12 protein-coding genes are annotated in these 12,339 nt (G+C 72.9%); 8 read left to right on the top strand and 4 right to left on the bottom strand.

Going from position 1 to position 12,339, the window contains the following annotated elements:
- Positions 1-112: 112 nt before the first annotated feature.
- Entirely contained in the window at positions 113-670 is a 558-nt protein-coding gene (locus ACRDTB_RS34420) for an N-acetyltransferase family protein (protein WP_431436414.1), read from the bottom strand.
- Positions 671-733: 63 nt separating this feature from the next.
- On the opposite strand from ACRDTB_RS34420, the gene ACRDTB_RS34415 reads away from it, so the two are divergent.
- The gene (locus tag ACRDTB_RS34415) at positions 734-2,281 is read left to right on the top strand and encodes a serine/threonine-protein kinase (RefSeq protein WP_431436413.1); all 1,548 of its coding nucleotides are present in this window, start codon (positions 734-736) and stop codon (positions 2,279-2,281) included.
- A gap of 85 nt (positions 2,282-2,366) precedes the next feature.
- Positions 2,367-3,614, top strand: coding sequence for a winged helix-turn-helix domain-containing protein (locus ACRDTB_RS34410; RefSeq protein ID WP_431436412.1), 1,248 nt, complete (start codon positions 2,367-2,369; stop codon positions 3,612-3,614).
- A gap of 186 nt (positions 3,615-3,800) precedes the next feature.
- Here ACRDTB_RS34410 and ACRDTB_RS34405 read toward each other — a convergent pair whose 3' ends face one another.
- Complete coding sequence (locus ACRDTB_RS34405) at positions 3,801-4,706, bottom strand: DUF4097 family beta strand repeat-containing protein (RefSeq protein WP_431436411.1); 906 nt, start codon at positions 4,704-4,706, stop codon at positions 3,801-3,803.
- Positions 4,707-4,708: 2 nt separating this feature from the next.
- A complete protein-coding gene (locus ACRDTB_RS34400; protein ID WP_431436410.1) occupies positions 4,709-5,242 on the bottom strand; it encodes a toxin-antitoxin system HicB family antitoxin in 534 nt (177 codons plus the stop codon).
- Between the two features lie 131 nt (positions 5,243-5,373).
- Here ACRDTB_RS34400 and thyX point away from each other — a divergent pair, with 131 nt between their 5' ends.
- Entirely contained in the window at positions 5,374-6,126 is a 753-nt protein-coding gene (thyX, locus tag ACRDTB_RS34395) for an FAD-dependent thymidylate synthase (RefSeq protein WP_431436409.1), read from the top strand.
- 6 nt (positions 6,127-6,132) lie between these two features.
- Entirely contained in the window at positions 6,133-6,528 is a 396-nt protein-coding gene (locus ACRDTB_RS34390; protein ID WP_431436408.1) for an ACT domain-containing protein, read from the top strand.
- Here the strand turns inward: ACRDTB_RS34390 and ACRDTB_RS34385 are convergent.
- Positions 6,525-7,550 carry a DNA polymerase IV gene (locus ACRDTB_RS34385; protein ID WP_431436407.1) on the bottom strand — a complete coding sequence of 342 codons (1,026 nt, stop codon included), beginning with the start codon at positions 7,548-7,550 and terminating at the stop codon, positions 6,525-6,527. The genes ACRDTB_RS34390 and ACRDTB_RS34385 overlap by 4 nt on opposite strands.
- Before the next feature lie 33 nt (positions 7,551-7,583).
- Between ACRDTB_RS34385 and ACRDTB_RS34380 the strand changes: the two genes are divergently transcribed.
- The 4 genes from ACRDTB_RS34380 to dapA form a co-directional block, all read left to right on the top strand.
- Positions 7,584-9,116 carry a serine/threonine-protein kinase gene (locus ACRDTB_RS34380; protein WP_431436406.1) on the top strand — a complete coding sequence of 511 codons (1,533 nt, stop codon included), beginning with the start codon at positions 7,584-7,586 and terminating at the stop codon, positions 9,114-9,116.
- 19 nt (positions 9,117-9,135) lie between these two features.
- The gene (locus tag ACRDTB_RS34375) at positions 9,136-9,774 is read left to right on the top strand and encodes a TIGR03085 family metal-binding protein (protein WP_431436405.1); all 639 of its coding nucleotides are present in this window, start codon (positions 9,136-9,138) and stop codon (positions 9,772-9,774) included.
- 140 nt (positions 9,775-9,914) lie between these two features.
- Positions 9,915-11,411 (top strand): protein kinase domain-containing protein, encoded by a 1,497-nt coding sequence (locus tag ACRDTB_RS34370; protein ID WP_431436404.1) that lies wholly within the window; start codon positions 9,915-9,917, stop codon positions 11,409-11,411.
- 33 nt (positions 11,412-11,444) lie between these two features.
- Positions 11,445-12,339, top strand: an 895-nt coding sequence (gene dapA / locus ACRDTB_RS34365) for a 4-hydroxy-tetrahydrodipicolinate synthase (RefSeq protein ID WP_431436403.1), incomplete at its 3' end; no start/stop codon positions are given.

Raw genomic sequence — 12,339 nt, 5'->3', positions numbered from 1 at the left:
ACATGGGCAGATCGGCGACAGGGTACAAAGTGGGCCGGGCCTCTGCTGGTCGTGATCATGATGTGGTGTCAAGATCATCTAGCAGAGGCCCGACCTATGCCCAACACCGGGATCAAGGACAGGCTCTAAGAAGCGTGCCGGTGAGCCGGATTTCGCGCAGCGGCCGCCCGCCCGCGTCCAGTGTCCGGACCGTGCCGTCCGGAACCCAGCCGGCCCGTTCGTAGAAGCGGAGCGACGCCTTGTCCTGTTCGGGCACCCAGGCGATGCCGCGGGTCGAGCCGGCCTCGCGCATCGCCTTCCCGGCCTCGGCCAGCAGCCGCCCGCCGTGCCCGCGGCGACCCCAGCGCGGCTCCACCAGAAGGGTGCCGACCAGCGCGACCGTCGCCGAGTCCTTGGCCGGCGAGCCGTCCGCGTCCGCGGTCTCGTCCTCCGGTGCGGGACCGGCCGCGCAGAACCCCACGAGCCAGGCGCCCTCGGCCGCCACGAACACCGCAGCGGGCCCCTGCTCGACGGTTTGCCGCCAGGTCTGCTCCGCATCCGCGGCGTCGAGGCCGTCCAGGATCTCGGCGGGCAGCAGGTCCGCGTACGCGGCGCGCCAGGTGTCGAGCTGGATGCGCGTGATCTCGGTCGCGTCGGACGGTTCGGCGGGACGGACGGTGGCATCGGCCATGCCCGAAACCTACCGGCCGATCCGCCTGCGCAGCCGCGGGACCGGGTCGTACTCTCTGCACTCGTGACCGTCTCCGTCCCCGGCTACGAGATCGTCGACCCGCTGGGGCGGGGCGGGTTCGGTGTCGTCTACCGCGCCCGGCACGTCACGATCGACCGCGAGGTCGCGATCAAGGTCGACTCCCGGCTCATCCTCGACGACCGCGACCAGCGCCGGTTCCTCCGCGAGGTCCGCGCGGCCGGGCGGCTGTCCGGGCATCCGAACGTGGTCGAGCTCTACGACGCGGGCGTGCTGCCCGACTCGCGGCCGTACCTGGTGATGGAGCTGTGCCCGGGCGGCTCGCTCGCCGACCGCGGGCGGATGCCTGTGCGCGAGGTCATCGAGGTCGGCCACAAGATCGCCGACGTGCTCGCCGCGGCGCACGACCTCGGCGTGCTGCACCGGGACATCAAGCCGGGAAACATCCTGGTCAAGCGGTACGGCACGGTCGGGCTGGCGGATTTCGGCCTCGCCGCCGTCGTGGAGGCGGGCCGCGACTCGTCGGTCACCCTCGCCGCGCTGACCCCGGCCTTCGCCGCGCCCGAGGCGTTCCACCTGCACCCCCCGACGGTCCGGTCCGACGTCCACGCGCTGACCGCCACGCTCTACACGCTGCTCGCCGGCCACCCGCCGCGGTTCCCCGCCGACCGGGAGCTGAGCGTGCCGGAGATCGTGCGCCGCCACGACACCCCGATCGACGACATCCCCGGCGTGCCGCCGGAGCTGATGTCGATCCTGCGCCGGGGCCTCGCGAAGGAGCCGGCACACCGGTACCCGGAGGCGGCCGCGCTGCGGGCCGATCTCGGTCAGCAGTCGGTCGGCCAGTTCACCGGCCCCCGGCACGCGGTGACGTCGGCGGTCACCACGGTCGCCGCCCCGCGCGGCTCGGTGCCGACACCCTCGGGTCCGCCGCAGTCCGGTCCGCCGCCGTCCTACGCGCCGCCGTCCGGTCCGGCCTCGTCGGCTTCGCCCCGGCGGCGCCGAAACCTGCTGGTGGCGGGCACGGCCCTGGTCGCGGTGCTTCTCGTGCTCGCCGGCGTCTGGTACCTCGTGATCCGCGACGACGGCACGGGCGGTGGGTCGGCGTCCGGTTCCGGTGGCACGTCGGCGGCGGACACGCCCCAGGAGGACATCAGCCGGTACGGCGTGCCGACGATCACCGAGGACTGCCCGGCCGCCGGGGTAGCGGGGGCGGACGCGCGCTGCACGAGGCGGGCGCAGTGCTGGAGCGGCATCGTGGTGATCGGCGGGGAGCTGGCCAGCATCCGCGAGCTGCCGTGCGACGAGCCGCACGTGTACGAGACGTTCGCGGTCGCGGAGGTGCCGCCGGCGCTTGTCGACCCGTTCCAGGACGAGCTGGCCGCCGACCCGACCGTGCGGCGGGTGTGCTCGACGGAGACGCTGCTGGCCTCGCGGTTGGCGCAGACCCGGCAGCACGGCCCGGACGCGTGGTCGATCGAGATCCTGCCGCCGACGCCGGACGACCAGGAGCGTGGCCGCAACGTCTACCGCTGCGTGGCCACCCTGGCGGACTACGCCGACGTGGCCGTGCCGGCGTTCCGGCCCCTCTGACCGCCGATTTTGTCGGTGGTTCGTGCGACCGTGTCGGGCGTGAGTCGCCCTGTCCTGAGTCCCCTGTCCTGGAAGGAAGTCCTCGATGACCACCACGCTCGGTCCCGACGCGGCGCGCCGGATCGCCCTGGCGGCGCAGGGGTTCGCGGACGCCCGGCCCGCCGGCGAGATCACCCGGCGGCACCTGCGCCGCGTGGTCGACCGGGTGCGGCTGATCCAGCTCGACTCGGTGAACGTGGCGGTGCGGGCGCACTACATGCCGCTGTTCAGCCGGCTCGGGCCCTACCCCGCGGCGCTCGTGGACGACGCGGCGTGGCGGCACCGCGCGCGGCGGCCGCGGTTGCTGGCCGAGTACTGGGCGCACGAGGCGAGCCTGTTACCGGTCGAGGACTGGCCGCTGTTCCGGTGGCGGATGCGGCGTTACGAGCGGCGGCTGGGGGAGCGGTACGAGTCGCTGCTCAAGGGCGCACCGGGCCTGTTCGACGACGTGCTCGCGGCGGTCAAGGACCTCGGGCCGATCGGCGCCGGTCCGCTGGAGGCCGAGCTCGGCATCGCGGGCGGGCGGGCACGGGGCGGCTGGTGGAACCGGTCGTCGGTCAAGCACGCGTGCGAGTACCTGTTCGCGGTGGGGGAGCTGACCACGGGTGCGCGCCGCGGCTTCCAGCGGCTCTACGACCTGCCGGAGCGCGTGCTGCCACCCGAGGTGCACAGCGCGCCGGAAATGTCCACGGAGGACGCGATCCGCGAGCTGACCCTTCGTGCGGCCGCGGCACACGGCATCGGGACCGAACCGGACCTGCGGGACTACTTCCGCGTCAAGCCTCCGGAGTGGAGCAAGCGGGCGGTGGCCGAGCTGGTCGAGGACGGCCGGCTCGAGGAGGTGTCTGTGCGCGGCTGGACGCGGCCGGCCTACCGGCACGTCGACGCCCGCCAACCGCGGCGGGTGACCGGCCGGGCGTTGCTGTGCCCGTTCGACCCGCTGATCTGGGAGCGGGCGCGTACCGAGCGGATCTTCGGCTTCCACTACCGCATCGAGATCTACGTCCCCGAGCCGAAGCGGGTGTACGGCTACTACGTGTTCCCGTTCCTGCTGGACGGCGAGCTGGTCGCACGCGTCGACCTGAAGACCGACCGGCAGGCGGGCGTGTTGCGCGTCCGCGGCGCGTTCGCCGAACCGGCGGTCGACGCCGCACGCGTGGCCGCGGAGCTCGCCGCCGAGCTCGGGGTCATGGCCGAGTGGCTGGAGCTGGACAAGGTGGTGGCCGATGACCGAGGCTCCCTGGCCCCACCCCTACGCAAAGTCCTCCACCGACCCAACCGAACCGCACCATGAGCCCGCGAGTCCAACGCTCCGGTCCCGCGAGTTCGACGCTCCGGTCCCGCGAGTCCAACGCTCCGGTCCCGCGTGTCCGACCCGGGGGCACGCGAAGAGGCCGGGCGGCGCACGGAGCTGCGCGGCCGGCCCGGCCTCCTCCACCCCCTGTATCTCCCGAAAGCCATCACGTGGATGGCCGGCGAGTCACTCCACCGCGGTGGTGACCAACGCCGAGCCGGACCCGGTCCGGCCGCGGATCCGTAGTGGTGGCGCGGATTCCGGCGGGGTCGTCGACAGGTCGAGGTCACTGCGGGCCTCGCCCGAGCCGGAGGACAGGTCGACCTCCGCCGGGCTGCCCTTGCGGATGCCGACCCGGACCGCGCCCGAACCGGTGTGCAGCTCGAGCTGTCCGGCCGATGCGTTGGCGATGGTCACGCTGCCGCTGCCGGTACGGGCCAGCACGTCGTTCGACACGGCGCCCAGCCAGACGTCGCCGCTGCCGGTGAACACCGTGCTCACACCGCCGACCGCGGTGATCTCCACGTCGCCGCTGCCGGTCTTCGCTCGCACGCCGGCCGCCATCGGGCCCAGTCGCACCACGCCGGAGCCGGTGTCGACCTTGGCGCTCGCGGACGCCTGGTCGGCGCTGACCCGGCCCGACCCGGTGGCCAGCTCCAACTGCCCGGCCGAGCCGGTCACGTTGAGGTCGCCCGAGCCGGACTTCGCCGTCACGTGGCTGCCGAGCGGCGCCTGCACGGACACCGCGACCGGCACGTTGCGCAGGTGGATGTCCTTGGGCGTCCGCACGACCAGCCGGCCGCCGGTGAAGTCGACCCTCGTCTGCCGCACCGCCTCCGCGACCGGGCTCGCCGGCTGCTCCTCGGCACCCGCCGTGCCGAACTGCGTGTTGATCCAGCTCATCAGGTTCGACACCCCGACGGCGAACGGGCTCGCGCCGGACGGGTCGTGCCGGACCTCGACATGTACCCCCGGCTCGTCCACGAGCCGCACGTCGATCCGTCCCGGCGCCGTGGCGATGTCGATCTCCGCCGGCCCCTCGTGCTCGAAGCTCAGCCGCCGGACCACGTCCTCGACGTCCTCGGTCATCATGCTCAGCCCCCGTACCAGCCGTGCACGCGGGACGACGTGCCGGTCCCGCCCTTGTGCTCCTGTGCCCACTCCTGCCAGCCGTAGCGGCCCCAGTCCTTGCGGGCCTTGCCCCGGCCGTGCAGCGCCCCCTGAACGGCCTGCTGCACGAACGTGTTCAGCGATACCCCCTGCGCCGCGGCCGCCTGCTCGGCCTTGCTCTTGAGCTGCTCGAAGAGGCGCAGCGTCATGCGGCTCATGTCCCCGCCCTCGTCCGGCGGCGGCAGGTCGTCCTCGCGCGGCGGCTCGTGCGCGGTCCCGGTGCCGGTGACCACCACCTGGACGTCCCGGCCGTCGAGCCGGACCTCCACGACGTGGTCCTCGAGCGAGGCGGTGACCTCGGCGGCGAGGTCGGACAACGCGTTCATGATCGCCAGCCGCGCGGCGGGCTCCAGCGCGGCGGCCAGTACCGCGGCCGCGCGCCGGGTGTTCTCGTCGCCGGCCGAGGCGGCCGTGGAGAGGTCCTCGCGCAAGGCGGCGACATACGGTGTGAGATCCATGATGTCATCATGACGTCAGATGTGACATCAGTCAAGCGCGAGCGACATCATCGTGATGTCACGATAGTGCGGCCGCGGCGGACATCGCGCCGTTGACCGGCGAGGAGGCCCGCGGCGGTTAGGCTGCCGGCATGACGGAGACCGTGTCCCCGAAGGTGCAGCTCGTCGCCAAGACCGAGTTCTTCCCACCCGCGGACGTACCGTGGTCGACCGATGCGGACGGGGGTGAGGCGCTCGCCGAGTTCGCCGGGCGGGCCTGTTACCAGTCGTGGAAGAAGCCCAACCCGGCCACCGCCACCAACGCCGGGTACCTGCGGCACATCCTCGAGGTCGGCCACCTCTCCGTCCTCGAGCACGGGACCGTCAGCTTCTACATCACCGGCATCTCGCGCAGCCTCACCCACGAGCTGATCCGCCACCGCCACTTCTCCTACAGCCAGCTCTCCCAGCGCTACGTCCCGGAGAAGAACGCGAAGATGGTCGAGCCCGACGTCATCGCGAACGACCCGGTACTGCACGAGAAGTTCATGCGGGCGGCCGAGGCGAGCGTCGCCGCCTACACCGAGCTGCTCGCGGGCCTCGAGGAGCGCTTCGCCGACGCGCCCAACGCGACTCTGCGCCGCAAGCAGGCCCGGCAGGCCGCCCGCGCGGTGCTGCCCAACGCCACCGAGACCCGCATCGTCGTCACCGGCAACTACCGCGCGTGGCGCCACTTCATCGCCATGCGCGCGAGTGAGCACGCCGACGTCGAGATCCGCGAGCTCGCCGTGGAATGCCTGCGCCAGCTGCAGAAGGCGGCCGCCAACGTGTTCGACGACTTCGTGATCTCCACGCTCCAGGACGGCACCGAGGTCGCCTCCAGCCCCTTCGTCACCGAAGGCTGACCGGCCGTGAAGCGGCTGGTCGTCGACGTCCGCGGCGGCGACTACTCGGTCCTGCGCCTGCCCGCGGGCACGGTGCCCGACCCGGATCTGTTCCGCGTCGGCGGCGTGACAGTCGTGTCGGTGATCAGCGCGCCGGACGGCGTCACGGTCGTCTGCCCGACCCGCGTCGCGCCCGAGTCCGACGCCCGCGAGGACGGCTGGCGGCTGCTGTCGGTCCGTGGCCCGTTGGAGTTCGCGCTCACCGGGATCATGGCCGCGCTCGCCGGCGAGCTCGCCGCGGCCGGCGTGAGCCTGTTCGCCGTGTCCACCTACGACACCGACCACGTGCTCGTGCAGGCCGACGACCTGGAGCGGGCGGTCCGCGCGCTGCGCGAGGCCGGCCACGAGGTCGGGCCCCTCTAGCCGGCGGGGAACTCCGCGCGCACGCCGAGCAGCCGGATCGGGCGGTCGTCGGCGAAGCGGGCCAGCACCGTGAGCGCCGCCTCCTCGATCACGGCCGCGTCGCTGGTCGGCACGGGCAGCGTCATGCTCCGCGTGTGCGTGAAGAACGGCGCGAACCGGACCTTCACCGCCACCCGTGCCGCCGGCCGCCCCTCGGCCACCACGTCCTCGGCGACCCGCCGGGCGAGCACCGCGACCTGCGAGGCGACGTCCGCGGGCGCGGTCAGGTCCTCCTGGAACGTCGTCTCGCGGCTCCGCGACCGCGGGGTCCACGGCGTGCTCGTCACGGTCGTGCTGCCGGCGCCCATCGCGAGCGTCCGGCACCACGGGCCGGTCCTCGGCCCCAGGCGGGCCGCCAGCACCTCCGGGTCCGCGCGCGCCAGCTCGGCCACCGTCGGGTAACCGAGCGCGGCGAGCTTGCGTGCGGTCTTGCGGCCGATGCCCCACAGCGCCTCGGTCGGCCGGTCGGCCATCACCTCGACCCAGTTGTCCCGGGTCAGCTCGTACACGCCGGCCGGCTTGGCGAACCCGGTGGCGAGCTTGGCACGCAGCTTGTTGTCCCCGATGCCGACCGAGCACGACAGGCGGGTGCTGGCGAGCACCTCGCGCTGGACGTCGCGCGCCACGGCCCACGGGTCCTCAGTGGACACTCCAAGGAATGCCTCGTCCCAGCCCAGCGCCTCGACCACCGCGTCGAACGAACGCAGCGTGGCCATCACGACCTCCGACACCGCCTCGTACGCGGGCGGGTCGTGCGCCAGGAAGACCGCGTCCGGGCACTTCCGGGCAGCCAGCCGCATCGGCATCCCCGAGTGCACGCCGAACTCGCGCGCCTCGTACGACGCCGTGGCCACCACCGAGCGCCGCTCCGGGTCGCCGTTGCCACCCACGATCACCGGCCTGCCCCGCAGCTCGGGCCGGCGCAGCACCTCGACCGCGGCGATGAACTGGTCGAGGTCGACGTGGAGTATCCAAGCCGCCATGACGACAGTGTGACGCGCGTTAGCATTCCGCGCGTGACCCAGCCGGAACAGCAGCAGTCCACTCAGCACCCGACCTCCCAGGCGGCCCACCGGGTGATCGCCGAGCGCTACGTCGTGCTCAAGGAGATCGGCCGGGGCGGCATGGGCATCGTGTGGCTGGCCGAGGACCGCACGATCGGCCGCCGGGTCGCGATCAAGGAGCTGCATCTGCCCGCCGGGGTCCCGCCCGACGAGCGGAAGGTGCTCGAGGAGCGGGTGCTGCGCGAGGCCCGCACCGCCGGCCGGCTCAACGACCCGGGCGTCGTCACCGTGTACGACGTGCTGCAGGAGTCCGGCAACACCTACATCGTGATGGAGCTGATCCAGGCGCCGACGCTCTCCGCGATCGTCACCCGGGAGGGCCCGCTGCCCCAGGAGGCGGTCGCCCGGCTCGCCGAGCAGCTGCTGTCCGCGCTGGAGGCCGCGCACGCGGCCGGCGTCGTGCACCGGGACGTCAAGCCCAGCAACATCATGGTGCTGGCCAACGGCCGGGTGAAGCTGACCGACTTCGGCATCGCGCAGTCCACCGACGACCCGCGCCTCACGACCAGCGGGGTCCTGGTCGGCTCCCCGAGCTACATCGCCCCGGAGCGCCTGCGCGGCGCCGAGGCCGACGCCGGCTCCGACCTGTGGGCGCTCGCCGCCGTGCTGTTCTACGCCGTCGAGGGCCACTCGCCCTACGAGCGCTCGTCCACGGCGGCCACCATGCACGCGATCCTCAACGAGGTTCCCTACCTCACCCGCGGCCAGGGTCCGATCGCGTCGGTGATCATGGGCCTGCTCAACAACGTCCCGCAGGCCCGCCTGTCCGCAGCCCAGGTTCGCGGGCTGCTCGCCCAGGCGACCCAGACGCCGCCCACCGGCACGCGGACCGTGGTCAACCCGGGCGGCTACCACCACGGCGGCACCGCGATGTACCCACCGCCGGGCGCCACCCAGCTCGCAACCGGACCGCACCGGCCCGGCTCTGCCGAGGCAAAGCGCTGGCGCGTCGTGGAGCGCTGGCTCATCGTGGCGCTGGTCGTGGTGCTCGTCGTGGGCGCGGCTTTGGGTGGCTGGTTCGGCGGCCGGGCGCTGCTGGCCGCGGAGGCGCCGGTCGATCCGGCCAAACGCGACTCGATGACCTACGGTGAGGGCGGCGACATCCCGGTGTTCGAGCTGTCCGACGGGGCCTGCCCGACCGCACGGCTGCAGGCCGGCCGCAGCTACCCGTCCGACAGCAACAGCGCGTGCGAGGACCCGCACGAGTTCGAGGTCGTGTCGGCGGACTTCTTCGGCTCCGACGACCTCGACTACCCCGGTGACGACCTGCGTGCGTTCGCCGAGTCGGCCTGTGCGCTGATCTTCGCGAGCGACCTGGTCGCGGCGTCGGACAAGGAGCGGACGCTGTCCTACGTGACGCTGATGCCGGTCAAGCAGAGCTGGGACGACGCGGCGGACGCCGGCGACGGCGACCGCACGATCTACTGCCTGATCACGAACCGCGAGGACAAGCAGCTGGAGCGCCGGCAACTACGGGACGACTGAGCGCGATACCGTCGGCGCCATGGCTGTTTCCACCGACGAGCGCGCGGCCTTGAGCGACCTGTTCGCGGAGCTGGGCCCGGACGAGCCGACGCTGTGCGAGGGCTGGCGGACCCGTGACCTCGCCGCCCACCTGGTGGTCCGGGAACACCGCCCGGACGCCGCGCCGGGCATCCTGCTCGCGCCGCTCGCCCGGTACACCAGGCGGGTCCAGGACGGCTATGCCCACCGGCCCTGGGCCGAGCTCGTCGACCTGGTCCGGTCCGGCCCTCCGGCACTGTGGCCGACCCGGATCCCGGCGCTGGACCGGCTCGTCAACAGCGTCGAGTTCTTCGTCCACCACGAGGACGTGCGGCGTGCGCGGCCGGACTGGAAGCCGCGCGATCCCGACCCCGAGCGCGACGCCGTGATCTGGGCCGGCGTGCGCCGGGTGGCTCGGCTGACGATGCGCCGTTGCCCGGTCGGCCTGGTCCTGCGCTGGCCAGGCGGCGGGGAGGTCGGCGCGGAGGTCGTCGTCCGGCGCGGGCCGAACACGGTGATCCTCAGCGGTGAGCCGGGAGAGCTGCTGCTGTTCGCGCTCGGCCGCGACGCGGTCGAGATCGACGTCGACGGCGAGCAGTCCGCGATCGCCGTAGTTCGGGGGCTCAAGCGAGGTCTGTGACCGCCGGTCGGCGGGAACCTGACATCCTTCTGCCCGGTCGGAGACACCGAGCACTATTCAAAACAGGCCCGCGGCGTGCCCGGGCGCCGCTGATCCGGCGTGTTGTGAACAGTGCTCGCCGGGACCCGAGGGAGGCCGAGGTGACGCAGGACCCGACGCACCAGCGGACCGTGCCGGCGATGCTGCCTGGCCGGCGCGTGCTCGCCGACCGGTACGAGCTCGGCGTGGAGATCGGCCGGGGCGGCATGGGCATCGTGTGGCTGGCCGACGACCGGATGATCGGTCGCCAGGTCGCGATCAAGGAGCTGAACCTGCCCGAGGGCGTGCCGCTCGACGAGCGGAAGGTGCTCGAGGAGCGGGTGCTGCGCGAGGCGCGGACCGCGGGCCGGCTGAACGACCCCGCCGTGGTGACGGTGTTCGACGTGCTGCAGGAGTCGGGCAGCACGTTCATCGTGATGGAGCTGATCCAGGCGCCGACGCTGTCCGCGATCGTCCGCGAGCGGGGACCGCTGCCGCCGGACGCGGTGGCGCGGCTGGCCGAGGAGCTGCTGTCCGCGCTGGAGGCCGCGCACGCGGCGGGCATCGTGCACCGGGACGTCAAGCCGAGCAACATCATGGTGTTGCCCAACGGCCGGGTGAAGCTGACCGACTTCGGCATCGCGCAGTCCACCGACGACCCGCGGCTCACCACGAGCGGGATCCTGGTCGGCTCGCCGACCTACATCGCGCCGGAACGGATCAAGGGCGCCGAGGCCGATGCGAGCTCGGACCTGTGGGCACTCGCGGCCGTGCTGTTCTACGCGGTCGAGGGGTACTCGCCGTTCGAGCGCTCGTCCACGGCGGCGACCATGCACGCGATCGTCAACGAGGTGCCGTACCTGACGCGCTGCCACGGCCCGCTCGCGTCGGCGATCATGGGCCTGCTCAACGCGACGCCGGCCGCCCGGCTGACCGCCACGCAGGTTCGCGGCCTGCTCGCCCAGGCCACCAGCACGCCACCCGGCGGCCTCACCGCGATGACCCCACATCCGGCCGCGCCGACGAGCTACCCGGTCACTGGACCGAACCGCACACCGCGCTCGGGGACGCGCTCGGCGCTGGTCGTCGTGCTGTCCGTGGTCGTGGCGGCCGGCCTGTTCGTCGGCGGCTTCTTCACCCACCGGGCTGTCCAGGCCGACCCGGGCGGCGAGCGCCCGGCGAACATGGACGCGACGATCACCTACGGCGAGGGCGGCACGATCCCCGAGCTGAGCTGGAACCCGTCCTACCCCGAAGGCCGCTGCCTCAACGGCCGGCTGCGGGACGGGCAGCGGATCACCGAGAGCGCGCAGGTCGAGTGCGACCAGCCGCACGACCTGGAGGTCTTCGTGTCCGGGTGGACCTTCGACATCCCCGACGACTACGAGACCGTCCCCGACGTGTCCTACCCGAACACCGCGGACCTCACCGAGTACGCCGAGCGGTACTGCACCATGGCGTTCGCCTCCGAGCTCCTCACCGAGCAGGGCAAGAACGACCTGCGGTTCCGCACGCTGGTGCCCACCGAGCAGGCGTGGACGGACAACCGCTCGACACACTGTGTGCTCTACGCGGCCGGTGACCGGCAGCTGACCCGGGCATACGCCGCGTCGGAGTGATTTCCGGTGGGGTCTGCGAGTAGCGTCTTGCCCATGAACACGTGCCCGACCGCCAGACCAGGACGGCCGTTCGGCCAGGTGCTCACCGCGATGGTGAGCCCGTTCGACGCCGGCGGGAAGCTCGATCTGGACGCGGCGCAGCGGCTCGCGACGCACCTGGTGGACCTCGGCAACGACGGCCTGGTGGTCAACGGGACCACCGGCGAGTCGCCGACCACCACGGACGCGGAGAAGAGCGAGCTCGTTCGCGTGGTCGTCGACGCGGTCGGTGAACGCGCCAGCGTCGTCGCGTCCGTCGGCACCTACGACACCGCGCACTCGGTGCACCTCGCCCGCGAGGCCGAGCAGGCCGGCGCGCACGGTCTGCTCGTCGTGACCCCGTACTACTCGCGGCCCCCGCAGGCCGGGCTGCTCGCCCACTTCACGGCGGTCGCGGACGCCACGGGGCTGCCGAACATGCTCTACGACATCCCGCCGCGCTCGGTCGTGCCGATCGAGATCGACACGCTGCGCCGCCTCGCCGAGCACCCGCGCGTCCAGGCGGTCAAGGACGCCAAGGGCGACCTGTTCGCCGGCAGCGAGGTCATCGCGAGCACCGACCTCGCCTACTACTCCGGCGACGACGCGCTGAACCTGCCGTGGCTATCGGTGGGCGGGGTCGGCTTCGTCAGCGTCATCGGGCACGTCGTGGCCGGCCGGCTGCGCCGGCTGCTGGAGACCTACGAGAGCGGCGACGTGGTGACCGCCCGCACCGTCCACCGTGGACTGCTGCCGGTGTGCCGGGCGATGGGCCGGGTCGGTGGCGTGATCTTCGTGAAGGCCGCGCTGCGGCTGCGCGGGCACGACGCCGGCGAGCCGCGGCTGCCGCTGCCGCCCGCGACCGACGAGCAGGCCGCCGCGATCGCCGCGGATCTGGGCGACGCCGGCG

Source organism: Actinophytocola sp., assembly GCF_050699935.1.
Classification (GTDB): domain Bacteria; phylum Actinomycetota; class Actinomycetes; order Mycobacteriales; family Pseudonocardiaceae; genus Actinophytocola.
The sequence above is the reverse complement of the archived record's forward strand: the minus strand, read 5'-3'. Positions and strand labels throughout refer to the sequence as shown.